At 51.2% G+C, this 23,414-nt stretch carries 19 protein-coding genes; 8 read left to right on the top strand and 11 right to left on the bottom strand.

Annotated elements, in window-relative coordinates:
• Window positions 1–38: 38 nt before the first annotated feature.
• Together LAT75_RS06935 and LAT75_RS06930 are read right to left on the bottom strand one after the other, a co-directional pair.
• Window positions 39–686, bottom strand: a complete 648-nt coding sequence (locus LAT75_RS06935; protein ID WP_291481913.1) for a response regulator transcription factor — start codon at window positions 684–686, stop codon at window positions 39–41.
• Between the two features lie 118 nt (window positions 687–804).
• Window positions 805–4,188 (bottom strand): subtilase family N-terminal domain-containing protein, encoded by a 3,384-nt coding sequence (locus LAT75_RS06930; RefSeq protein WP_291481912.1) that lies wholly within the window; start codon window positions 4,186–4,188, stop codon window positions 805–807.
• 306 nt (window positions 4,189–4,494) lie between these two features.
• On the opposite strand from LAT75_RS06930, the gene LAT75_RS06925 reads away from it, so the two are divergent.
• The 3 genes from LAT75_RS06925 (at window position 4,495) to LAT75_RS06915 (ending at window position 7,171) form a co-directional block, all read left to right on the top strand.
• Window positions 4,495–4,962: a hypothetical protein gene (locus tag LAT75_RS06925; RefSeq protein ID WP_291481911.1), complete on the top strand. Its 468-nt coding sequence runs from the start codon at window positions 4,495–4,497 to the stop codon at window positions 4,960–4,962.
• Window positions 4,955–5,158 (top strand): helix-turn-helix transcriptional regulator, encoded by a 204-nt coding sequence (locus LAT75_RS06920; protein WP_291481910.1) that lies wholly within the window; start codon window positions 4,955–4,957, stop codon window positions 5,156–5,158. Before LAT75_RS06925 ends, LAT75_RS06920 begins: the two co-directional genes overlap by 8 nt.
• Window positions 5,159–5,269: 111 nt before the next feature.
• The gene (locus LAT75_RS06915) at window positions 5,270–7,171 is read left to right on the top strand and encodes a glycoside hydrolase family 13 protein (RefSeq protein ID WP_291481909.1); all 1,902 of its coding nucleotides are present in this window, start codon (window positions 5,270–5,272) and stop codon (window positions 7,169–7,171) included.
• 10 nt (window positions 7,172–7,181) lie between these two features.
• Here the strand turns inward: LAT75_RS06915 and LAT75_RS06910 are convergent, their stop codons facing one another.
• Window positions 7,182–7,778, bottom strand: coding sequence for a mobile mystery protein B (locus tag LAT75_RS06910; protein ID WP_291481908.1), 597 nt, complete (start codon window positions 7,776–7,778; stop codon window positions 7,182–7,184).
• Window positions 7,769–8,227 (bottom strand): mobile mystery protein A, encoded by a 459-nt coding sequence (locus LAT75_RS06905; RefSeq protein ID WP_291481907.1) that lies wholly within the window; start codon window positions 8,225–8,227, stop codon window positions 7,769–7,771. The genes LAT75_RS06910 and LAT75_RS06905 overlap by 10 nt, the downstream gene beginning before the upstream one ends.
• A 279-nt stretch (window positions 8,228–8,506) precedes the next feature.
• Here LAT75_RS06905 and LAT75_RS06900 point away from each other — a divergent pair, with 279 nt between their 5' ends.
• Together LAT75_RS06900 and LAT75_RS06895 are read left to right on the top strand one after the other, a co-directional pair.
• Window positions 8,507–9,169, top strand: coding sequence for a SatD family protein (locus LAT75_RS06900; protein ID WP_291481906.1), 663 nt, complete (start codon window positions 8,507–8,509; stop codon window positions 9,167–9,169).
• Between the two features lie 53 nt (window positions 9,170–9,222).
• Window positions 9,223–9,489 carry a hypothetical protein gene (locus LAT75_RS06895; protein ID WP_291481905.1) on the top strand — a complete coding sequence of 89 codons (267 nt, stop codon included), beginning with the start codon at window positions 9,223–9,225 and terminating at the stop codon, window positions 9,487–9,489.
• 295 nt (window positions 9,490–9,784) lie between these two features.
• On the opposite strand, the gene LAT75_RS06890 is transcribed toward LAT75_RS06895, so the two are convergent.
• The 5 genes from LAT75_RS06890 to LAT75_RS06870 all read right to left on the bottom strand — a co-directional run bounded on the left by LAT75_RS06890 (window position 9,785) and on the right by LAT75_RS06870 (window position 13,957).
• Window positions 9,785–10,582 carry an SAM-dependent methyltransferase gene (locus LAT75_RS06890; RefSeq protein ID WP_291481904.1) on the bottom strand — a complete coding sequence of 266 codons (798 nt, stop codon included), beginning with the start codon at window positions 10,580–10,582 and terminating at the stop codon, window positions 9,785–9,787.
• Window positions 10,579–11,067, bottom strand: a complete 489-nt coding sequence (locus LAT75_RS06885; RefSeq protein WP_291481903.1) for a hypothetical protein — start codon at window positions 11,065–11,067, stop codon at window positions 10,579–10,581. The genes LAT75_RS06890 and LAT75_RS06885 overlap by 4 nt, the downstream gene beginning before the upstream one ends.
• A gap of 90 nt (window positions 11,068–11,157) precedes the next feature.
• Window positions 11,158–11,865 carry a cytidylate kinase-like family protein gene (locus LAT75_RS06880; protein ID WP_291481902.1) on the bottom strand — a complete coding sequence of 236 codons (708 nt, stop codon included), beginning with the start codon at window positions 11,863–11,865 and terminating at the stop codon, window positions 11,158–11,160.
• An 87-nt stretch (window positions 11,866–11,952) separates the two neighbouring features.
• Window positions 11,953–13,155 (bottom strand): serine hydrolase, encoded by a 1,203-nt coding sequence (locus tag LAT75_RS06875; RefSeq protein WP_291481901.1) that lies wholly within the window; start codon window positions 13,153–13,155, stop codon window positions 11,953–11,955.
• Between the two features lie 580 nt (window positions 13,156–13,735).
• Entirely contained in the window at window positions 13,736–13,957 is a 222-nt protein-coding gene (locus tag LAT75_RS06870) for a hypothetical protein (protein WP_291481900.1), read from the bottom strand.
• A gap of 117 nt (window positions 13,958–14,074) precedes the next feature.
• Here LAT75_RS06870 and LAT75_RS06865 point away from each other — a divergent pair, with 117 nt between their 5' ends.
• The gene (locus LAT75_RS06865; protein WP_291481899.1) at window positions 14,075–15,250 is read left to right on the top strand and encodes an anhydro-N-acetylmuramic acid kinase; all 1,176 of its coding nucleotides are present in this window, start codon (window positions 14,075–14,077) and stop codon (window positions 15,248–15,250) included.
• Window positions 15,251–15,316: 66 nt separating this feature from the next.
• Here LAT75_RS06865 and LAT75_RS06860 read toward each other — a convergent pair whose 3' ends face one another.
• Window positions 15,317–18,826, bottom strand: coding sequence for an SNF2-related protein (locus LAT75_RS06860; protein WP_291481898.1), 3,510 nt, complete (start codon window positions 18,824–18,826; stop codon window positions 15,317–15,319).
• A 263-nt stretch (window positions 18,827–19,089) separates the two neighbouring features.
• Between LAT75_RS06860 and LAT75_RS06855 the strand changes: the two genes are divergently transcribed.
• The gene (locus tag LAT75_RS06855; protein WP_291481897.1) at window positions 19,090–20,490 is read left to right on the top strand and encodes a class II fumarate hydratase; all 1,401 of its coding nucleotides are present in this window, start codon (window positions 19,090–19,092) and stop codon (window positions 20,488–20,490) included.
• Window positions 20,491–20,678: 188 nt separating this feature from the next.
• Window positions 20,679–22,127, top strand: coding sequence for an alkaline phosphatase (locus LAT75_RS06850; RefSeq protein ID WP_291481896.1), 1,449 nt, complete (start codon window positions 20,679–20,681; stop codon window positions 22,125–22,127).
• 598 nt (window positions 22,128–22,725) lie between these two features.
• On the opposite strand, the gene LAT75_RS06845 is transcribed toward LAT75_RS06850, so the two are convergent.
• Window positions 22,726–23,414: WYL domain-containing protein (locus tag LAT75_RS06845; RefSeq protein WP_291481895.1), on the bottom strand; the 689-nt coding region annotated here is incomplete at its 5' end.

Here is a 23,414-nt window from a genome sequence, read left to right as displayed (position 1 = left end):
TAAATATTGGTACTGATTGGTACTTACAAAAACAGCGTTCAGCTGTTGTCTATGAATTTTACGACGGCTTCGGTACGGGTACGCACTTCCAGCTTTCTGTAAATGTTGCGGATGTGGGTTTTGATGGTATCTATGCTAACAAACATCTGCTGCGCTATTTCTTTGTTCTGAAGGCCTGAGGCCAGTGAGGTGAGTACTTCGTGCTCACGGCTCGTGAGTTCTTCTAATTCATTTAACGTTTTGCTCTTTCTAAATGACTGAACTACTTTCCGCGCTATCTGAGCCGACATAGGTGCCCCGCCGTTTAAGGCGAGATGCAGCGCTTCGAGAACTTCTTCTTGTTTTGCGGATTTCAGCAGATAGCCGACAGCACCAGCTGCAAGAGAATCGAAAATATGTGCGGTGTCTTCATAAACGGTGAGCATTACTATCAGCAGGGCTTCATTTTGAGCTTTCAGCTTTTGTGTGCAGCTGATACCCGAGGCACCCGGCAGATTGATATCCATCAGAACCAAATCCGGTTTTTTGAGCGGAATATCGGAGAGCGCATCTTCCGCATTGGAATAGCCGCCCACACACCGGAACCCTGCTGATTTCTCGAGTAAACCGATATAGAGTTCACGAATATGGTCGTCATCTTCAACAATACAGACTCTTACTATAACTTCACTTTTAAGGGTTTTCACTTAGGTGGTTGGTTTAAATAGGCATGGGTAATAATAAAAGAAAAGCCGGAATTAACAAATGTAAAACCGGCTTTTCTTTTGCTTTAGTTATTGTGGCGTCAACAGCTTTTTGTTTCTCCTATTTTACAAGGCTCATTTTGCGAACGAGTACGGTATTTGAGCCGCTTCCGGTTGCAGAGGCCTGCAGACGGTACAGATAAATCCCGGATGACAGCCCGCTGCCGTCGAAACGCACCTGATGCGCGCCGGCATTTTGGGTGCCGTTTACCAGCGTTGCCACATGCTGACCGGAGATGTTGTACACTTCCAGCAGTACTTCAGAAGCGGCAGGCAGCTCCCAGCTGATGACCGTTGCCGGGTTGAACGGGTTCGGATAATTCTGCCTGAGGCTGAACTGTGCAGGGAGATCAGCGACCGGCTCGGTACTTACCAGTACTTTGATTTTAAGCTCACCGGAAACATGTGTTTCCCCATCCCAAAACCCGCCCCCGGATTCGCTGTAGCCGCCGTAAGCATAGAAGCCTTCGTAGGTGAAGCGGGTGGCAGAATACCAGGTGCCCTCATCAAGCATGTCGCCTGTGGATGCGCTGAAAACATCAGTACTGTTTATGCTTCCTACAAATGCGCCGCTTACCCAGGCGCTTTCTGGCCAGGTGCGGGGATGCGTGTTTTCCCTGGAGAACCCAACTTCAAAGCTCAGCCCGTCAGGGGCGGTACCGCTGCCGGTTACCTCTTCAAGGGCTGCTGCTCCGGTGATCTCAACCACGCTGCCGCGCTCCATGGTGTGGGTGGCCGGCGTGATCAGGCCGGCGTAGTCCAGGTTTTCCGTAACAAGCAGAGAAGTGCTCAGCAGGCTTATTGGTGCGCTCAAATCGTTGCTGCGAACAATCAGCTCTGTTTCGAAGTACCCGGTTTGGGGTGTGGTGTAGGTGAGAGTAACTTCCACCGATTCTCCGGGTAGCAGGCTGCCGGCTGCTGGGGTGATTACGGTAATGTATTGGGGCTTTTCATAAATACCATAGAAAAACAGACTGCCACTCCATGTCGCCGAACCTTCGGCGAAAGAGTAGTTATTTTTAAGCCTGATTTCTAAATCATCTATGGGCACAGGATTGTTAAAGGATACCGTTTCAGCGATAACAGTTCCTGGCTCAGGGTCGTAGCCGGTTGTCCAGAAATAATTCTCCAATGCCTGTATGCCATACGGACCGCCTACTAAAAGAGGGTAGCGTTCCCCGTCCCAAAAAAGAACGGTAAAATCTACAGCTTCGGTCCAGCCATTGCTTTGGTTTTCAGTTAAGGTAATATTTGCGCCAACGGCAGTGAGGTCACCGTTGTAGAGATTCTTGTCTAAAGCAAAAAATTCGAAGGGATCCAGTGTTAAATCGGTAAAAGCATACTCTACAAATGGTGTTACTACTTCAGACCAGTTTAAATGGTTTTGACCGGAAATTTTATTGCCTGCCAGACCAGAGAATCGGCCTGCCTGCATTTGGGAAATGACTCCGGGGCTTAGCTCATTATTCACTCTGTTAAACAAAGCTGTTCTTTCTTCTGGGCTTTTTGAACCATCAGCAATATGCGCCGGAAAAGAGTAGTGCAGGACGCCTTCTCCGGGGTTATTTAAGGTGATGGTTCTGGTTGCCGTTTCGCCTGCCCGCAGTGTTATGTTCAGGTCATCTGAAGTTGTAATGTTGATGGCCGGCGAACCATCTGTTATAAAAACGATGACATTCGAAATTTCACTGATAGTTCCTAATGCGTTTCGGGATTTAATGGCTGCATAATATCCGGTTTGAGGGGATAAACCAGTAAGGCGGAATTCTTCAATCGATTCGGGAAATCTGGCTGATTTCACAAACTGCATGTTTTCCGGATCATCAAAATTTAACTCGTTGATGGGGCTTGTGGAAACGCGGATCAGGTAGTTTTCGGCCTGACCTTCATTGTTAAATCCGAATGGGGCTGTCCAGCTTATCATTACTGAATTTTCAGTCGGCTGCCCTAAGTGTGTAAGATCGCTTATTACTGCGGGTGGGGCTTCATTTGTTCCAAAATTCAGAGTACGGTAAATGTTGAGTCGTCCGCCGAGCAAGCCTTCATAGCCTGGGTTTAAATCATCAATGCTATCAGAGCCGACACGCAGCAGCGCATAAACCTGATCTGCTGTCAAACCAGGCACATGCGATGCCAGTAATGCCGCTGCTCCGGTGGCAATATACATAGCTGGTTGATTGTTGGAATGAGAAATAGGTTGTCCGTTTCTCCATAAGCTAATTACGTTAACAGCGGGAACGGAAAGGCTTACCCATTCACCGAAACCCGCCCCAAAAAGACTGAGCTGATCGTTGTGATCGGTTCCGGTAACGAAAAACGGATTTGAAAGACTTGAAGACCAACCCGGTATTGTTGTGAATTCAGCCTGGAATATGACTACCCCACCCATAATCGGGCCGGTAGACCGGCCGGCCTGATCCATACCCGCATTCTGCTGAAAGTAGATAATGGCATCAATAAGAGCCTGTCCTCCAAATGGCATCCAGGAATCATATGCGATCACGGCTCCGTTATCTGCCCCGTAAACAAACCCCTGCGCAGCAATTTGGGGAAAGTAAAAGCCTTGATTATTAGTGATTTTTGCCGTCATAATTCTTACGCCGTCGTTATCATCGTAACCACCAGCAATACCTGCCATAAAGACCTCATTGTTGGTCTGCGCTGCGATAAGCGCTGCACCGTAACTTCCATAACCGAAGGTGTCCTGAATATTATTGTTCAAATCTAGGAAATTCCAGCCGTGGAAGTCATCCTCATATCCGTTTTCCGGGCCTGGCGTCGGGTTTATCCAGAGGCGGTTTTCCAAATCCGGATGTGTTGCATCGATGCCGGAATCAATCATAAGCACAATAACTTCCGGGCTGCCGGTTGTCATTTCCCATGCCGGGAATACGTTGATGTCTGCCCCCGGGGTACCGCCTGTTTGTCCGGTATTGTTGAGGTACCATTGCTGCTCAAGCAGGGGGTCGTTGCTGCCCATAGGGTGTGTGCGCAGGGCATCAGCAGTACCTGAGGCCTGAGCCTGAAGCATAGGGTGTTCTCTTACGAATTTATTCAGTTCTGCTGCTTCAACTTCAGCTAAGATGCCGAGCTCTTGCGCAAAAGCTTTTTCATCCATCGGCTGATCGAAGCGGATGAAATACCAGCGGTTGAGGCCGAAGGCGGCGTGCCGTTCCGCAAAGCGTGGGTCAGTGCGGAAAACCTGCTCTGCAGATACAGGCCGGAATTCCGAAAGGCTGTTGTCTATCGCTTCAATACCGGTGAGAAAGGTGTCGCCGGTGCGCATCGGGCTGAATTCCGAAAACGCCTGTTCGCTGATTTTGATCATCAGTGTTTGTGGTTCCCACTCATAAAGGAGGGTGTCGTCCTGCGCGGATACTGCCGCCGGACTCAGGAGCATGAAGGCCATTAATAAGGCCTGAAGTAAGATGATTAAATTTTTCAAGGTAGTGTAATTTGGTAATAGGTGGATTTTAGAACTGGTAAATTTGGTTTACCAATTGCTTAAATTAAACTACCCTGTGGCTCTCTATGCTTCAATCGCCCGAAAGGGTGATATTTCGCCCTCCGCATAGTCTTTCGCCATATTGCTTTTTATGGGGGCAGAGAAGAAGGTATGGCTACCTAAGTAAACCTGAATTGAGTCTCGTAATGCAAAGTTTACTTGACATTCACGAAGGTAAAGAATACTTTACGAACGACAAGTTTGCTTGTCATTCCAATCCAACCTTCATTTCACATCTGTAATCCTATGAACGCGCTCCTGCCTGCATCTTTCAGAAAACCCGGCTGGGTTTTGTTTTCCAACTTTTCCATTCTCGGCATCATCCTGCTGTTTTTTCAGATTGAGCCCGAATGGCTGGATCTCACGCTTTTTGCGGTTGTCACTTCTGAGCCTCTCGGCCCTGATCGCTGGTTTACCTTCACCCAAACCAATATTGCGACCGAACTCACCGCAACGGGCATTATCATTGGCGGACTCATGCTGGCGTTTTCCCGCAGGGAGACAGAAGATGAGTACATCACCCGGATCCGGCTTGAGAGCCTGGTCTGGGCGGTTTACGCAAACTATATCGTGCTGCTCTTCGCCATCTGGTTTGTGTTCAGCAGTCCGTTCTTCACGGTAATGATTGTCAACATGTTCACCGTGCTCCTCATTTTTATCATGCGCTTCGAGTGGGTGATGTTCCGCCTGAGTCGGGAGGGCAGCCATGAATAACCGCGTGAAGCAGGAGCGCACCGCCCGCAACATAACGCAAACCGAGCTGGCCGAAAAAATCAGCGTGAGCCGCCAAACCATCTACGCCATCGAAACCAACAAATACGTGCCCTCCGTGGTGCTGGCGCTCAAAATTGCAGCGGTTTTTGAGATGGAGGTTCATGCGCTTTTCGAGCTGGAAAAATCGGACTGGTGAGCTTCCGGTCGTGTATTTGTACCCGCCCGTTTGCCGCAATTTTCCTATTTTTAAAGGTCAAAAAGTGCTTATGCAAAGTAACCGCTCAACGTCCACCTATTTTTATTTGTGATGACTTCTTTCCCTGCATTCCGTCTTCTTACCATTTTTGCCATCCTGTTTTTGTTTTTTATCGGGGGATGCGCTTCCGGGCAGGAGCAAACGCCTCCGCCGGATTCGGTGCCTGAGTGGGCGCAGGAAGCCATCTGGTATCAGATTTTTGTGGAGCGTTTCCGCGACGGCGATGCCTCGAATAACCCGACGCTGCAAACCGTGGAAGGCTCCTGGCCGCACAACAAGCCCGACAGCTGGCAGCCCACACGATGGACGCAGGACTGGTACGAAATGGAGGACTGGGCCCTCGAAAGCGGTAAAGATTTTTACCGTACCGTACAGATGCGGCGCTACGGAGGCGACCTTCAGGGCGTGCTCGATAAGCTCGACTACCTGCACGATCTGGGCATTACCGCCATCTATTTCAATCCGCTCAACGATTCGCCATCGCTGCACAAGTACGACGCGCGCAGCTATCACCACATCGACGTCAATTTTGGTCCCGACCCCGAGGGCGATATGGCGCTGATGGCGGCCGAAGATCCGGCCGATCCGTCAACCTGGGTGTGGACTTCCGCCGACCGTCTCTTTCTTCAGGTGGTGGAAGAAGCCAAAAAACGTGGCATTCGCGTAATTATGGATTATTCCTGGAACCATACCGGCATCACGTTCTGGGCATGGCAGCACATCCTTGAGCATCAGGAGGCGTCGCCCTTTGCTGACTGGTACCAAATCGACAGTTTCGAAAGCGATTCAACCTCCTTCAGTTTTCCGGGCTGGGCCGGCGTGCCCGAGCTGCCGCAGTTCCGGCGCTACGATTCGGTGGAGGCATTCGCGCACGGTGACCTCATCCCCGGTAATTTCCATCCGGAGCTGGTGAAGCACATCTATGCCGTTACCGAGCGCTGGCTGGCTCCCGACGGCGATGTGAGCCGGGGCGTTGATGGTTTCCGTCTCGATGTGGCCGAGCTCATCCCCGTTGACTTCTGGCGGGAATACCGTCAGTTCGTGCGTGGCATCAATCCCGAAGCTTACCTCGTTGGCGAGCTGTGGTGGGCGGAGTGGCCTGAAAAACTCATGGACCCCACCGAATGGCTGCAAGGCGATATCTTTGATGCGGCGATGAACTACCGCTGGTACCGTCCGGCCCGGCAGTGGCTGGGCGGAGGCGCACCGCCGCTGCAAACTCCCTCGGAATTTGTGCATCATCTCGATTCGGTCTCGGCCGGCCTTCGCCCCGAAGTGCTGCGGGCGCAGATGAACCTTACTGCGAGCCACGATACGCCGCGCTTCAGCACGTCCATTTTTAATCAGGCGAACCTGAACAAGTATCGGGTCAACCCTCGGGAAGATGCCGGCTACATGCTTCACCGGCCGGATGAGCGCACCTGGCGCGATGTGCGCCTGATGCTCATCCATCAGTTTACCTGGCTGGGCGCGCCGCACATCTGGATGGGGGATGAGCTGGGCATGTGGGGCGCCGACGACCCCGACAACCGCAAGCCGCTGATCTGGCCCGACCTCGAATTTGATGATGAAGTTGCCCATCCCTTCGGCCTCGAAAAACCGCGCGACCGTGTGCAGGCCGATATGGAGCTGCATGCCTGGTACCGGCAGCTCATTCACCTGCGCCGGGATAACCGCGTGTTCGCGCTCGGCGAGCTCGATTACGTAGTGGCTGACGATCACCGAAACGTACTCGCCTACACCCGCACCCTCGGCGACGATTACGCTCTTGTGATCCTTAACAACAGCAGTCAGCCGGCCGATATCGAACTGATGCTCCCCTCAGCAATTGCGGCCCGCGGCCTGATTGACGCCCTCGGCACCAACGCAATTTCCTGGAATATCCGCAGCGACAACCGCCTGCAGCTGCTCATCCTGCCCAAATCAGGCGCGGTGCTAATGGCGGGGGAGTAGCGCAGCAGCGTCAGGAGCGTGCAAACCGAATCAATGGGGTGAGCTCACCGGCATCAGCCTGGCGCAGAGCCTTCAGGTACTCGGATCTCACTTCGGAAAGATGAATGAGATTTTGACTACCCCATGTAAACGGACGGAGATTATAGAGTTTATCTGCAATAATATCTGCCATCAGGCGGGAATGGCGGCCGTTTCCGTTCGGAAAGCAGTGAATACTAACAAGGCGATGTTTAAAACGGATGGCCATTTCATCAGGCTCAAAAGTGCCGGATTTATGCCAAAACAGTGCATCATCGCATAGTTGCTTTAAGGCAACCGGTATTTGCCATTTATCGACACCAATATTTTTATTGCTTTTCCGGTATGTTCCTGCCCATTTCCAAACTTCTCCCAGCATGCGTTTATGGAGCTGACGTATGAAACTCTCGCTTAATATCTTTTCAGCTGTCAGTTTGCGGCCTATGACCCACAGTAAGGCTTCCTCAATATTTTGCTGTTCAAACTCATCAAGTTCCGAGCGCATTGAAATTCCCGGGATCAGCAGATCAAGCTGTTCCTCTTCGTCAATTGGCGTTTGACCCGAAATATATCCGAAATCTAATCCCATAGCGCCTTAGGCAGTTGCTGCTTAAGCTTTAAGGTTTTTTCTTCAATGGCTTTTGCAATTCGTTCATCGCTGTTTTCCTGATCTTCCAGCTTCATTGATTGTGAAGTTCTGAGAACAATTTCCTTGGCAAGTGCAGTTGCTTTTTTATCAATTAGCTTCTCAAAAGAGCCGTCTTTTGGTACGAAACCATAAACCAGCTTCATATCCATGGCATGAGCTGTTTCTCTGAGGCTGTTGATTGTAATTCTTCCTTCCTTTTCCCTTTTTTCGATTTCAAGTGCTGCCTGTTTAGAAACCGAGAGTTTTTTTCCCAGCTGTTCGAGGGTCATACCGAGTGCATTACGTACCGCTTTTACCCATCCTGAAGGGGGGTGGGGAATTGCCACTGCCTCCGAAAAAGCAGAGACACGCTTTTCGAGCTGACTTATAATGAGCTGTTGCTTGTCCATTTTGGTAAACTGATAATTTGACTTTTTGACTCACATTGTCAAGGTATAGTATGACATATTGTGAGTATTTGTCAAGCTATATTTTTACGCAATAACGAATAAGTCAAGCTTGAAAATAACGGTTAAGTGCAGCTTCAGCTCTGTTTTCAACACAGATATTCAAGAACAGCCGAATGCTGGCCATTGGTGTTACAAAATAACTGCAAATATTCTATTGTTGCAGTTTTTATGCAACAATAAATTATTTGCAGTTATTTTGCAACAGTTGTATTATCCACTATGACTTCAAAAAAAGAAACAGCCTTTATTTTGATGGGTGATGTGTCCGCGAGCCGGGAGCTGGATGCGGCAAAGCTTCAGACAGCATTGCGGGAACTGGTTGAAAAAACCAACGAGCAGTTTAAACCGGAGACCCCATCGCCCTACACCATCACCCTGGGGGATGAATTTCAGGGCGTTACACAATCGCTGCATTCCGGGATACGGACAATTTTCTACATGGAAGAAAACCGGCTGCTGCTGCCGGTGCCGTTTCGGCTTCATTATGTGCTGCATCAGGGATTTATCGAGACGGCCATTAACCCGGACAAAGCCTGGGGGATGATGGGGGAAGGGCTCACCAGAGCGCGGGAGCTGCTTACGGATAAAGGCCGGAACCGCCGCCGGTACACCATCAGCCTGCCAACTGAAGCTGCCCCTCACGCGGCACAGCTGAACAGGAATTTTGCTGTACTTGACGGCATCATTTCACGCTGGAACCCTGACGATTATGAACTCATCTTTGATATGATTCAAAATGAGAGCGATGCGGAAGTCGGGAAGCTGCATGGGAAAGACCGCACCCAAATTTACCGCCGCCGCAAGACGCTGATGATTAACGAGTACAATCTGCTGAAGCAAGCCGTTTTCGCCGGGCTTGAGTTTATGGAGGCGGCGCTATGATCTGGGTTTACGGTTTTCTGATATGGTTGGTCATGGAGCTGATCATCAACCTTATGTATCATTTCCTGATCAGTAAGAACATGAACCCGGGAGAGAAGCGCGGTATCTCTATCTTTAAGGGTGTACTCGAACGTTTGTTTTTGATAACCGGTATTTTGCTCGGTTACCCGCAGGTTATTATTGCGTTTGGTGCGCTCAAAATCGGAACCCGGTTCAGAAACAGTGAAAAGGGTAAGGTTTCCGATGATTATTTCCTCATCGGAAATCTTGTATCGTTGTTAGCCGTGATGCTTTTTATATGGGTGCTGGGTTTCTTTTGATCCTGATTTCAAAACCAAACCTAATAGTGGTAACATAGCTGCGGACGCTTCAAAGGCAGATAGTGAGCCTGCGTGCTTTAAGTCCCCGCTTTGAACATAGCGCAGAAACCGAAACCCCAAAGCACGGGATTATCCGTTGATTTGGGGGCGTTCCTTTGGCACGAAAGACAGTGATGCTCACGGAGTTCCCCCCCCAAAAAAAACATAAGCCGGAAATGGCCGGGTAGCCGGATTCAGGGGTTCCTGCGGGTTTTGCCAAAACGATGCTTTGAAGTCCCGGCTCAGCGGCGGGTTTTTAGCCGGAGAATTTTTTCTTGACGGCCTTGCGTTTGAGGCGGTTTTCGAGGCCGGCATCCTGTGCGGCTTTGAGGCCGAAAATGGCGGGAATTTTGTGGATGTCGGGCATTTTGCGGCGCTGCCACTCGCTCACTTCGCACATCACGATGAGTTCGTCGGGGCTTGTGAGGTTGGCGGCTACGCCGAGGGAGGTATCCATGCGCAGCAGGCCGGCGGCGGCTTTGAGGGTTTCCAGGTTTCGGAAGGGGGTTTCCATGAAAAGCTCGGTGCTGCCGGTTTGGGCAGAGCGGGTTTCGAGGGCACGGAGCACGGTGGCACGGGCTTCGGCTTTTGCCGGCAGGTAGCCTTCGAAGGCGAACTTCTGACCGCCAAGCCCCAGGCCCATGAGCGCGAGGATGGGGGAGGCAGGCCCCGTGAGCGGCACTACGGTAATGCCGAAGCGGTGCGCCTGTTTCACGAGGTCGGCGCCGGGATCGGCTACGCCGGGGCAGCCGGCATCGGTAAGCACGCCCAGATCGGTGCCGTTGAGCAGCAGGGTTACGTACTCCTGAAGCTGCAGTTCGCTCGTGCGTTTGGAGAGCGGAAAAAACTGAACCTCAAATTCTGGCACGGGGTGCTGAATCCATTGCAAAAAAGACGCGGCCTGACGAATGTTCTCGACCGCGAAGTGCCGGATGCTGCGGGTAATTTCGAGGGTTGCTTCCGGCAGGGAGGTATTGCCGCCTGTTTTGCTGAGCGGGGTCGGGATGAGGTACAGCCGGCCGAAACCTGACTTTATGGCGGCAGTTTCCATCATGCTTTACCCGCCGGCTGATTCTCAAATTCAAGCCGAAGCTCACCCCCGCCGGGTGCTTCAGTTTCAGCGGCACGGCGCCGTGCATAGCGGCTCGCCCAGATGCTGACGGGTATCATAACCAGCAGGGAAAGCAAAATTACGCCCAAATTTACCAAAACTGTGCTCCGATGGTACTCGAAGGTTTTCACGATTACGATATCGTAGGCAGTGCCGGCCAGGTAGCGGATTTCAACGGTATTGGCGCCAATAAGCCGCGAAGCATGCTGCGCGTGCAGGCTCAGCCGCTCTTTACGTTCAGCCCCGGTACTGTCCAGAAACTGAAGGTCCACATAGCCGTTGGTTTGCGCGGCAATCTGCTTAATCCGGAAATCCGTGATGTTTGCTTCCAGCAGTTCGCCCTGTTCCATGGTATTCGTGATTCCATAAAAAACAGAAACCTGCTGAATAAGCAGGCCTGCTAACGCCAGCGGTATGAGCCAGGCCAAGTGAGATAAATGATAGGGTTTCATCAGCGGTATTAAATCCAAAAAAAGAAAGGATGAAGATACTTCACCCTTTCCGGTAAAAAAATTGGTTCAGATCAAATTAATTTTCTTCATGCCTTCCAGAATCAAATCGGCCATGTGATCGACCTCGAAGAAATCGTTGCGAAGGATCATGTGGTACAGGCCGGGATCGGCAATATCGTGCTTCGAAAAACTCTGAATAAACTCCAGACGTTCTTTCGATTTTTCCGAGACCAGCTTCTCTGCCTCATAGCGGCTCAGGCCGAGTTCGCGGGCTACGCGGTTTACCCGAAAATTAAAACTACCGGTTATGCGCACGTTAAAGAAGTGCGTCTCTTTTTGTGCCAGAATGGACGCTCCGGCCCCCACAATAACTGCGTTGCCCTGATCGCCGATAATGCGCACATTCTGGGCGAGCATCTTGTAGCGTGTAAAATCTGATGGAGCAACACCCAGCAGTTCCTGAAGGTCCTGCATGAGCTTGGCACCGCCTGATTTGTAGGTATCAGTAAACAGCTCGCTGCCGAGATCGGTCTCATTCGAAATAGTTGTAATGAGCTCGCGCGAGTAAAGCTCCCAGGGCTGTTCCTTTTTGCTGAGCCGTTTTACCAGTACCTGACCCAGCGGAAAACCGGCGCAGCCGAATTCACGCGAAATGGTAATGGTCGGAAACGGATGGTCCAGCGCACTGCTGCTGCGGATCCGGTTTGTTTCCTTGAGTTCCTGCACATATTCTGCAATACTTTTTTGGGTCTTGGGCGTCAGTTTTGAAATCATAATAAGCTCCTGAAAATTATGTTTTTAAAAATGTTAGATCACGATATATCCCGAAGGGGGGGGCTTAAAAAAATAAGGGTTCACGGTTCACGGTTCGCGGTTTACAGTAAGCTGCTGCTCCGAAGCAAGGTGTGTAAGCCGGCGCAGCTCCGGGTCATAAATCAGGCGGCGTTGCAAATCCTGGTTCATGTGGTTGCTGCTCATATGCAGGAAAAACGCTACGGGCAGATCATCGAACAGCATCACCTGTGCAAAGCGGTCACCAGTGTAAACCGAAGTACCGAAATCCATACCCGCCTGATAGCTCAGCCTGCTGCCAAACAGCGCGCCATATTCTGAAGCATGCTGCTGCACAACGGGGTCGTTAAAAGCCCAGCCGAAAGGTTCCAGAATACGCGAACCTGACTCCGCATCTATAAAGCGGCCTTCCATCACATCGGCAAGCACCTGCGTGAGAGCAAGCGGCTCGGCACGGCTCCAAAGCCCGTGTACTGCGCGCTCATCAGCCAGCAGCCGGTTGCGGATATGGCCGGAGCGGGAACGAACTTCAGCAGCAAAATCAGAATCATGAATATAGCGCCTGGAGAGGGCCATACTCAGGGCAAGCCGTTCAGAAGCATCCAAAGCACGAAGCCGTGCTGCTTCCTGTTTCACACTCCGGTCGTCGTCACGCATTAGCACGGCGAGCTGCAAACCTGAGCCTGGTATCCAGGGCTCAATACGGCCCCCGCCCAGCGAATCAACCAGGGCATTTACCGAATCCGCGCCCAGAAAATAAAAAAGCCAGTCAGAAGCCGCCTGACTGTAACTGCGAGAAACCAGATACCTTACATCCCTCAGGGCGATTGTGCCGCCTTCTGAAGGGATACTGCGCATCGCATTCCGGTGCCCGCTTTCGTACCAGGTTGGTACCACAAAAGCATCGAGCTCCTCAGTATAAATGCGGGCATCGGGGTCAAGCTCACCCGCACGGTACTGCCGCTCAAACTCCATAAGCAGGAACAAGTTCGAAACCGCGCCCATCACCCGCGGCTCATGCGCATTATATAAAATAGAATCATCCGGGTCGGTCAGGTTCAGCGAAACCAGCGAAACATGCTGCGGGGCGGCTTCCAGAAACTCAACCAGCCCGGCCAGCGAATAGGTTTTCTCAATCCACTCTGAGCCTTCCGAAAACGTTTCCGGATCAGAAAAAACGACCTTAAAAGCTGTCCAGTTCAGCCCGACCACCATTCCGAAAATGCCGGCCGTAACAACGAAAAAAATAAGTAGCGTCTTAAAAGCTTTCATGAAAAAACGTGAAGCGATGCTTAAAACCCGGCCCGATTAAAAAGACCGGTTTGAAATTATAATATACAGAACTAACCGCTTAAGCCTGAGGTGCATTTCAAAAAACAGCGTCAAAACCCGAAAAAAAGGCAAAAAAAAACCCGGCCAGTATTCCATGACCGGGTCTCCCAAACATAACTAACAACTAATCTTATGAATCAATCTAATCAAACTAACTACTATGAATACTTTGCGAAAACTATCTGCCGATGCGGATGATCATATCGATAAATGACCGGAACGCATCAAAAATTTTTGCTTTAAAATTACTGTGATATCTGTCGAAATTGTGAAGCCTGTTTTGCTTCATCGTTACGTTGGTGTTCATTGTACACCTCCGAATTCATTAAATATAAGAACGTTTCAGTTTAAATGCTATTTTAAAACGCGATTAATTGCAGGGCCCCAAAAGGTATTAATATTAAGTTTGGAACTCCTTTATTAATCACTTGCTTAATATACGAAGATAAGGTTCTTAAAAAATGAATTTCTTGTGAATTACACCTGCTTAACACTGTTTAATGAAATGGATTCACCGATTTTAAAGATCAACTAATATGATCTCTTCATAGTCCGATTCTATTTCATCAAGTAAAGGAGCGGCACGTTTTTCCACTTCTTCCTCACTGAATTTGCTTAATCCTTCAATCCGGATAAACAAAATTTCCCGAAAACTATCTTCCGTAACGGCAAAGCGTTCGGCACCAAACTGTTCGGCGACCGCCCGCGCAAGCTCTTCAATCGTGATTCCCTGTTCTTCCATAACAAAAAAAATGGGTTGAAAATAAATTACCGCGCACAAGCTGCATGGTTTATTTTTGGGGTAAGCCCGTGCGCATCACGGTCAAATTAAACATTTCTGAACTCATAAACCTACGGCATGTCCCCAGCTTTTTGGAAGCCGCCCCAGGCCTTAAACGCCGCTTCGATGCTCTCCGGCACCTCGCAGGACGGGCTCGACACCGGCATTTACCGCATCACCCCAAACGCCGCGCAGCCCATGAAGCCCCGCATGGAGCTTATTGCTGCCCGCACAACGGCCTTCCCCGATGCGCTCACCGCGCAGCTGCGCCAACTCAGCTTTCGTGCCGATGCTCCGGTAAGGGAGCTGCTGCTGCTTGAACAGCAGTTCGCCCTTTTCTGCGCTGATGCTTTAAAGCAAGCCGCACAGGCAGCCCGGCTCGACAGCACTGATCTCAGCTTTATTGCCACGCACGGCCAAACCCTTTATCACGAACGCATGTCCGGGGGCAGCTTTAAAGCTGTAAGCCTGCAGCTTGCCGGGGCGGATTATCTCGCGCAGCAGTTTGGCTGCCCGGTTGTAAGCGATTTCCGCAGCGGGCATATCGCTGCGGGCGGTGAGGGTGCCCCGCTTGCCCCCATCCTCGATCACTACTGCTACCGGAGCCCCGAGCGGCTGCGCATTATGCTCAACCTCGGGGGCATCGCCAACATTACCGTGCTGCGCCCCGGTGAGGCCCTTGTACAAACCGCACAGGGCGATACCGGCCCCGCCAACAAGCTCATGGATCAGCTCATGCAGCAGCACGGCCGCGGCCCCTGGGATGCCGGCGGAGAAATCGCCGCCTCCGGCACGGTTGATGAGGCCGTTCTCGCGCTGCTGTTGCAGCACCCTTACTTCGCACAGCCCTTCCCTAAATCCACCGGCCCCGAAGCCTTCAACCTGCCCGATACGCTTGAGCGCATTGCCGCCGCCGGACTCCCGCTTCCGGCTTTCACCGACTTTATGGCAACCCTCAGCGCCCTTACCGCCCGAAGTGTTAGCGAGGGCATACTCCGTTTTGTGAAGCCCGCCGAAAAAGCTTCCGCCGAAATCCTGGTAAGCGGCGGCGGGGCGCGTAACCTGCATCTGCTCCGGCAGATTCAGTCTCAGACCGGCATCACGGTCCGCAGCCTTGACGAAACCTGCGCCTCTGCCGATTTCAAAGAGCTTCAGCTCTTCGCCCTGCTCGGCTACCTCACGCTTTTTACAGAAGGCCCGGAGCTGTTTGAGCCCGGCAAAGGTGTCCGCCTCGGAAAAATATCCCTCCCCTGAACACCACCCGGAAGCCCGATGCTGCCCGGAAAGCCATCATCCTAAAAAGCCATCATCCTAAAAAAATTACGCAAACAGGTCTAACAGCTCTTTGCGGTCAAGCTCCTTGAAGATGCCGGCTTCGGCGGTAATGAGCTGATCCGAAAGCTTTTGCTTGCGCTCCTGCAGCTTCAGGATTTTTTCCTCCACGGTATCGGGACACACGAGGCGGTACACGAAAACATTTTCGGTTTGGCCGATGCGGTGGGTGCGGTCCATGGCCTGCCGCTCAGCCGCCGGGTTCCACCAGGGGTCCATGATGAACACGTAGTCCGCCGCAGTGAGGTTGAGCCCCTCGCCACCGGCCTTCAGGCTTATTAAAAACAGCTTCTTGCTGTCATCCTGCTGAAAGCGGTCCACCCGCTCCTGTCGGTCCCTTGTGCCGCCGTCTAAGTACTCGTAGTCCCATTTTCGTTTTTTGACCTCCGTTTCAATTAACCGCAAAAATTTCACGAACTGCGAAAACACCAGCGCGCGGTGCCCCTCGCTGATCAGCTCTTCGGCCAGCTCCAGAAACCGGTTAATTTTGGCGGCATCCCGGATGCTTGATTTGGTGAGCAGGGGGGAGCAGCAAATTTGCCGCAGTTTGGTGAGGCCCTCAAGCACGGCAAAGCGTGACTCCCGCACCCCTTTTTCATCCAGCGTTTTGTTGATGATTTCGTAGTACACCTGCCGGTGCTTGTCGTAGTATTTGCGCTGTTTGGGTTCCATCGGGCAGTGCACGATGCTTGAGGTAAGCGAAGGCAGATCTTTGGCTACCTTCTTTTTTGTGCGCCTCAGGATAAAGGGAGCCGTAATTTTTTGGAGCATCCCGCCTGCTTCCTTGTTTTCAAATTTCTCAATTGGCTTCACCCATTTATTGAGGAAATGGGCCTGATTCCCGATGAGACCGGGGTTCAGGAAGTGGAACTGCGTCCATAAATCCATCACGGTGTTCTGTACGGGAGTACCTGTGAGGCAGATCCGCTGTCGGGCGTTGATGAGCCGCACGGCTTTGAAGGTCTGACTCGCGGGGTTGCGCATGCTGTGCGATTCATCGAGAACGGCCACGTCAAATCCAATTTCTTTGAAGGTTTCGATATCTATGCGCAGGGTGCTGTAGGTCGTTACGATGAGGGCGGCTTCGGGCCAGTCGGCCGGGTTCTGACTTCGCTCCGGACCGTGATGCACGTAAACACCCAGATCCGGCACAAAGACCGCGGCTTCAGCCTGCCAGTTTTGGATGACCGAGCGCGGGGCCACAATCAGGCAGCGGGGAGGCTTGCCGGATTGCTCCGCACAGTGCTGCAGCCAGGCCAGCACCTGAACCGTTTTGCCCAGACCCATATCATCGGCCAGAATGCCCCCAAATTCGTAACGGCCCAAAAACGACAGCCACGACAGGCCTGCAAGCTGATACGGCCGCAGACTTCCCTGAAACCCCTTCGGCGCCGGTACCTCCCCGATGCGGTCGAACGAGCGCAGCCGCTCCGCGTAGCTTTCGAACGCAGCGTCTGTTTCGACCTCATCGGCTTCTCCAAGCAGCTCATCCAGCTGAGCGGCCATAATTTTGGGGACACGGGCTTTGTCCTTTCCGGCCTCGGTAAGGTGCAGCAGTTTCCGGATGCGCTCAAGCCATGACTTCGGCAGCTCGCCCGTGCCGCCGTCAGCCAGCTTCACGTAGGTCGTGCCGGGAACGAGTACCTGCTCGATATCGCTCATGCTCAGCTCCTGACCTTCAAAATTAAGCGTGCCGCTGAGTTCGAACCAGTCCATCCCGCTGGAAATCTGAAATTTCTTGGAGGTCATCTTTTTGGGGCGGGCGTACTTTTTGAGGGCCTCTTCCCCGTAAACCTCAAAACCGGCCTTAACCAGCGCAGGCAGTTTCCGGGCAACCCACTCAAGGGGCTTCTTTTTCACAACGTATTCCTGCGGATCGTTTCCGGTTTCTATACCGCCCGACTCAAGCAGATTAATCCACTGGCTTTCCGAAAGCATATCCCGGCTGATGCTGCTGATCTGAATGGAAGGATTGTCTCCATCTTGCGGAATCAGGCCGGAAAAGACCATTTCACTGCCGGAGCTGCCGTTCGTCTCGGTATTTTCATAAGCAAATCGGAGGGTGATATGCAGGGCCTGCGCCATCTCACTAAGGTAAAGCCGCGGTACGGGGGCAACTTCTTTATGGGCACAAAGCCCATCCTCAAACTCAAACTCAACCTGATGCAACTGCATCCTGGGGAATAAATCTCCGAAGAAACCTGCAAGTTCATCCGCTCCTAAGGTAACCTCCGCAGCCGTGTTGTCGCTGATGAGCATTGCGGTTTGCTCGTTGGCGTTCACCTCCAGGATCTTTCGGTCGTGATACACCCAGCAGGGTTTCCGGCTAATCAGCAGGCATTCAGAAACGGGGATTTCTGTTTGGGCGTGAAGGATACTGAAAACCAGATCCAGACTGTCGGGCTGCACTTCGTTGTTTTGGTGCCGCGTTCGGCTGAACCGACCGAGAAGCTGACCTTTTTCACCCGAAACAAAGGCCTTCTGTCCGTCGGTCAGCGGGTGATGAACCGTGATTTCGTCTCTCTCGAGCAGCGACAAAATATCGGTGAATTCGTCGCTTCGGCTGATTAAAACCCCGTTTCCGGAATAGGGATTGGCTTCGATGTGGTAAATGGCCTTCAGGAAATTCAGCACAATCTGATCGCGTGAGTTTTGCGGCCGTGCACTCTCCCAGGGGTTCCACTTATAAAAGTTAACGTATCTGTTATTTTGAGTTTGTACGAATATTTTTTGAATAGCAGTATACACGGTTTCAGGCAGCAAATTCCAAACCTGACTGTTGTAGAACAGGCAGTAGCGCAATGGGACCCTTGCGGTAAAATCGGGAGCAGCCTTTTGCAGGGGGGGCTCTTTGAAGAGCTGATTTAAGCGCCTCAGGCTAACGGTCTGCTCACCGTCCCTTTCAAAACGGTCCAGCCGTTGCATCATGGCAATTTCAAGAAATGCCGCAACGATATGTTTACATTTGAAGAACGAACCCTTCCAGGATGCATTGATCGGACAGCTGCACCGGCTGGTTTTAACCGGCTTGATTCTTCCTTTATGCTGATGCGCAGGCGGCACGAGATCAATGAAAACGTTGTAAATGTCTGTGCCTTCAACATGAGCCGAAAACTGTTTGCCTTCCGCATTTTCAGGGGTAATTTTCAGAACCCTGCCGTTGCGAAAATAGGAAAGCCCCCGTGAAATGGTATTATCATATGAGAAGTCCGCGAACTCTCGCATAAGCGTATGCACATCTTCTGAAAGGCCGAGATACGGATCCTGATCAGGGTTCGGAGCAAGATCATGACGCATGTAATCGAAGGGCAGGTTGTGAAGCAGATCTGTTAATTGCTTCAGCGCTTTGCCGCCGATACCCCGAATCGAGACCAATTGGGCCTCTGTAATTCCGAAAAGCTGTTCAACACACCGGATATGAGCATTGTGGAGGCTGTGCAAAATCCGGCCTTCAAGCTTCAGCAAAATCGGGTCGTACTCATCATCTCTGTTCAGCAACTTCGGCTCCTTTATATGAAATGGGTTATGAATTTTATGGATTTGAGAACTTAGCAATTCTCTGCATTCAAAACATCTCTGAACACATTACGGCTCAGGACCGCCTTTGCAGCCCTCATCCAAAATTCATATCTTATAGAGATATTTTAATATCGGTAGTGGTGTTAAGGCTTGTGCAGCAAAATGCCCGCCAAAAGAAATTCAATCTCCCTATATCAACCCAAATCGGCTCCTCCGGAGCTCTTAATTTATAGTTATTTACGATGAGTGAATTCAGAATTGAAAAAGACTCCATGGGCGAAATCAAGGTTCCGGCCAACGCCCTGTACTCCGCCCAAACCCAGCGTGCGGTCGAAAACTTTCCGATCAGCGGCATAACTTTCAGCACCGAGTTTATTCAGGCCGTAGCCTACATCAAAAAGGCCTGCGCGGAAGCCAACGCCGAGCTTGGCCTGCTTGAAGCGGATGTTGTGGAAGTGATTGCAGCTGCCTGCGATGAAGTCATTTCCGGCAAGCACGACGGGCAGTTCCCGCTCGATATTTTTCAGACCGGCTCCGGCACTTCCACCAACATGAACGCCAATGAGGTGATTGCCACCCGCGCCACGCAGCTGCTCGCCGAAAAAGGCGTTGCCGGCAAAAAAGTGCACCCGAACGATCACGTCAATTTTGGGCAGAGCTCGAACGATGTCATCCCGACGGCCATCCGCGTTGCTGCCGTTATGGCCGCAAACAATAATCTCATCCCCAGCCTTAAAGTGCTGCACGATGCGTTTCTTGCCAAAGGCAAAGAATACGCGCATGTGGTAAAAACCGGCCGTACGCACCTTATGGACGCCATGCCGGTAACCATCGAGCAGGAATTCAGCGGCTATGCCCGTCAGCTTGCCCTTGGCATCGAGCGCGTGAAAACAGCCCTGCCCCGCCTTTCTGAGCTGCCGCAGGGCGGTACAGCGGTCGGTACCGGCATCAACACACATCCCGACTTTGGCCGCCTCGTTGCGGAGCGCATCAGCGCCTACACCGGCCTCAGCTTCCGCGAAGCCGAGAACCATTTCGAAGCACAGGGCACGGTTGATGCGCCCGTCGATTTCAGCGGTCAGCTCAAAACCGTAGCCGTTAGCCTGCTCAAAATTTCGAACGACCTGCGCTGGATGAACTCCGGCCCGAACAGCGGTCTCGGTGAAATTCAGCTTGCGCCCCTGCAGCCCGGATCTTCCATCATGCCCGGCAAAGTGAACCCGGTAATTGAGGAATCTACCAACATGATCTGCGCGCAGGTAATCGGCAACGATGCAACCATCAGCATTTCCGGCATTAACGGAAATTTCGAGCTTAACGTGATGCTGCCGGTTGTGGCGCACAACCTGCTGGAGTCCATCCGTCTGCTGGCTAACGGCGCGGCCAACTTAGCGAAAATGTCCGTTTCTAAAATTGTGGTGCGTGAAGCTGTAATTCAGCAGATGGTTTCCAAAAATCCGATTCTGGTAACGGCCCTCAACCCGATTATCGGCTACGATCTGGCGGCTAAAATCGCCAAGCGGGCTTTCGCCGAAGACCGCGCCCTGAAGGATGTGGCCCTCGAAATGACCGACCTCAGCGAAGAAGAGCTTGATAAAGCCCTCGACCCGATCAAAATGACGGCAGGCGGTTTCACCGAATAAACCCGGTTCAGGAACCATCACCCTGTTAAACTGAAAAGCTTCCCGGAAATCTCCGGGAAGCTTTTTTTTTGCCCGCTTGAGCAGGAAAGCCTTTACTTCCGATTTTACGAACTCTTAACACTGTGTCTTATGATTCGCATTATATTCGGCAGGTGCGGATTAACCATCTTTCAAATAATGCATTCATTATGTCTTCTAAAAAATCACAGGATTTAAAATCAGGATTTAACCGCCGCGACTTTCTGAAGGTGGGTGCGCTTACCGGGCTATTTGCCGGCGCATCAGGCGTTGCCTCCGCCTGCTCAACGCCCGCTTCTAACGGCCGCTTTCAGGGGAAAGCCAAATACATCATTTTTATGGTTTCGGATGGCATGAGTCACGGAACCCTGCAAATGGCTGACTTAATGAGCCGCAGGCAATATGGCCGGGCAAGTAAGTGGATTGAGCTGTACGAACAGCGCGCCGTTACCCGCGGACTCATGGATATGACAACCGGAAACTCAAGCGTGCCCGATTCGGCAGCTGCCGCTTCGTCATGGGGCTGCGGTCAGCGTATTACAAACGGCAACATAAATATGGACGACGACGGGAATGCGTTTGAGCCTCTCCTTCCGATTTTTAAGCGCAACGGCCGCAATACAGCACTGGTAACAAGCGCCGAAGTTACGCACGCTACACCGGCCGGTTTCTCTGCCAATGTGGCCCGACGCGGCATGCAGGACGAAATTGCCGATCAGTACCTTGAGCGTGAGTTCGATGTTATTCTGGGCGGCGGCAGCCGGCACTTTGATGCCGGGGTTCGCGAAGACGGCCGCGACCTGTTCGCCGGTTTCGCAGAAAAAGGCTACAAAGTTGCCCGCACAAAAAATGAACTGGGTCAGCCCAACGGTTTTCAGCGCACCTTCGGTGTATTTACGGAGCGTCACCTGCCGTATCAGCTCGATCACGACAACACCCCCGATCTCGTGCGCGATGTGCCGACTCTTGCAGAGCTCTCCAAATATGCGCTCGATACCCTCGAAGCCAGTGGCGACGGATTCATTATGCAGATTGAAGGCGCCCGCGTAGATCACGCTGCGCATTCGATGGATGCTGCCGGCCTTATTTACGATCAGATTGCCTTCGACGAAGCCATCCGGGTTGCCTGGGATTTTTATGAGCGCCATGCTGATGAAACCCTTTTCGTAATCACAACGGATCACGGCAACGCCAATCCGGCGCTCAACGCAGCCGGCCGCGGCTACAACGACTCAGAGCCGTTTTTTGACCGCATTCAAAGTTTTACCTACACCAACAACTGGATGATGCGCGGTTTAAATGAAGACTCCTCTGTTGCTGATATCATTGCGCGCTTCGGAACAGCAACAAGTCTGGACTTAACCCGCGATCATGCCCGTATGCTTCAGCAGGCCATGCGCGGCGAGTTTCAGGCAGCTTACGCCATGAAAGCCCGCCCGATGAATGTACTCGGCGATCTGATGAGCAACTACACCAGCGTAGCCTTTACCGGCAGCGTACACACCGCAGATTATGTGGAACTCGCCGCAGCCGGCCCCGGAAGCCAGACCCTGGGCCCCATCACCCGAAATACCGACTGGTTCGGGCTAAAGCTCGAAGCGGCGGGGATTGAGGTGTAGGGGGATAGGGATATCCTACACAATTATGTTCGGCAAAGCTTACCTCATGTTTTAAAGTAAGCTTCTCTGAATATCCTTTTTTCGGATTGATACTATAAAAAAGCCCCTGCGATGTCGCGGGGGCTTTTTTGCATTTTGGCGTAAACGCTGCTTCAATATTAAGTAATAAATTTCAGGTCCTGTGAATCACCTAAGCAGCTGGCTGATTTTTTCACCAAGCAGGTAGTGAGATGTGCATGAATATTGCTCATCAAAATGTGAGTTTAATGTAAATCCCCCATAGCAATATGGGCAGCTATCCGTGGTACTGTTACTAATCGTTCATGTTACTGCTATTTATCATTATTTATGTTTTTTGCTTCAAAGAAAAAATACAACAGATAAAGATAATGCCAGCAATGTCGTTCATTATGATTTAGGACTTTCAATTTTGAAATTGAAGGTTTTATTTTCTCAAGCAGTTTATGTAAAAAAGCCTGCTAAACCTCTAACTCAAAAAATACTTTAAGGGTAAGTGAATGTACAATAAGAAGAATAGCGTTTAAGCAAAAAAATTATATAATATCGTAATGGCTTGACTTATAAAACTGGATATGAGCTATTGATAGTTGCTAAGCGCATCGTCCAAAATATCTCTTACTTTCCCTCTTACAGAAGCAGGTGAAAGCACCGTTGCATATTTACGATATTTCAGTAATTCTGTGTAGAATTCGCTGGTTGGGATAAGGTTAAGCTCTATGATTATGTGCTCAGGCGTTTCTTCTGTTATCCTCTGCGAGTGGTGAATTTTATTATGCTTTATACGGTCAAGGAAAGAACCTGAAAACCTTATCAGAATGCGCTCAGCCTGTTTTTGTGGCTCTGTATATACGCCAATAACGCTGCTGAACTCAGACGAAGGATTGATGTCCGGATCGCGTCTGAAGGCTTTATCCGTGACACTGAGATCATTTATCCTGTTCATGCCATAGGTTCGGTATGCATTAATGGCTGTATCACGGCCGTACACATACCAAATATGGTTGTGCTCCTTAATGAAATAAGGCTCAATGGTTTTTGTCTCAGCAACGCTTGAACTGTATTTCTGATATCTGAAAGAAACCACTTTTTGGTTTACAACGGCTTCGAGGAGCTCGTTCAGAAAAACAGAACCGCTTGTCTGACTATCCCTTGCAAATGAGATGTACTTTCCCGTGTTGCGCCGGTCATCACCGAATAAACTGCGGATGCTGTTTGCAGCCTCCATTTCAGCAAGGAAGCGTATGGTTTCATCCGGGTTCAGGCTTT

Source organism: Cyclonatronum sp. (assembly GCF_022565315.1).
Lineage (GTDB): Bacteria > Bacteroidota > Rhodothermia > Balneolales > Cyclonatronaceae > Cyclonatronum.
Note: the sequence above shows the minus strand (reverse complement) of the source record. Positions and strands in the feature narration are given on the sequence as shown.

What these genes read in the sequence shown, in the direction of transcription:
- LAT75_RS06925 (WP_291481911.1), top strand. Translation starts at nt 4,495, where the DNA reads ATGAACGCGCTCCTGCCTGCATCTTTCAGAAAACCCGGCTGGGTTTTG.
- LAT75_RS06920 (WP_291481910.1), top strand. Translation starts at nt 4,955, where the DNA reads ATGAATAACCGCGTGAAGCAGGAGCGCACCGCCCGCAACATAACGCAA.
- LAT75_RS06915 (WP_291481909.1), top strand. Translation starts at nt 5,270, where the DNA reads ATGACTTCTTTCCCTGCATTCCGTCTTCTTACCATTTTTGCCATCCTG.
- LAT75_RS06910 (WP_291481908.1), bottom strand. Translation starts at nt 7,778, where the DNA reads ATGGGATTAGATTTCGGATATATTTCGGGTCAAACGCCAATTGACGAA.
- LAT75_RS06905 (WP_291481907.1), bottom strand. Translation starts at nt 8,227, where the DNA reads ATGGACAAGCAACAGCTCATTATAAGTCAGCTCGAAAAGCGTGTCTCT.
- LAT75_RS06900 (WP_291481906.1), top strand. Translation starts at nt 8,507, where the DNA reads ATGACTTCAAAAAAAGAAACAGCCTTTATTTTGATGGGTGATGTGTCC.
- LAT75_RS06895 (WP_291481905.1), top strand. Translation starts at nt 9,223, where the DNA reads ATGTATCATTTCCTGATCAGTAAGAACATGAACCCGGGAGAGAAGCGC.
- LAT75_RS06890 (WP_291481904.1), bottom strand. Translation starts at nt 10,582, where the DNA reads ATGATGGAAACTGCCGCCATAAAGTCAGGTTTCGGCCGGCTGTACCTC.
- LAT75_RS06880 (WP_291481902.1), bottom strand. Translation starts at nt 11,865, where the DNA reads ATGATTTCAAAACTGACGCCCAAGACCCAAAAAAGTATTGCAGAATAT.
- LAT75_RS06875 (WP_291481901.1), bottom strand. Translation starts at nt 13,155, where the DNA reads ATGAAAGCTTTTAAGACGCTACTTATTTTTTTCGTTGTTACGGCCGGC.
- LAT75_RS06870 (WP_291481900.1), bottom strand. Translation starts at nt 13,957, where the DNA reads ATGGAAGAACAGGGAATCACGATTGAAGAGCTTGCGCGGGCGGTCGCC.
- LAT75_RS06865 (WP_291481899.1), top strand. Translation starts at nt 14,075, where the DNA reads ATGTCCCCAGCTTTTTGGAAGCCGCCCCAGGCCTTAAACGCCGCTTCG.
- LAT75_RS06855 (WP_291481897.1), top strand. Translation starts at nt 19,090, where the DNA reads ATGAGTGAATTCAGAATTGAAAAAGACTCCATGGGCGAAATCAAGGTT.
- LAT75_RS06850 (WP_291481896.1), top strand. Translation starts at nt 20,679, where the DNA reads ATGTCTTCTAAAAAATCACAGGATTTAAAATCAGGATTTAACCGCCGC.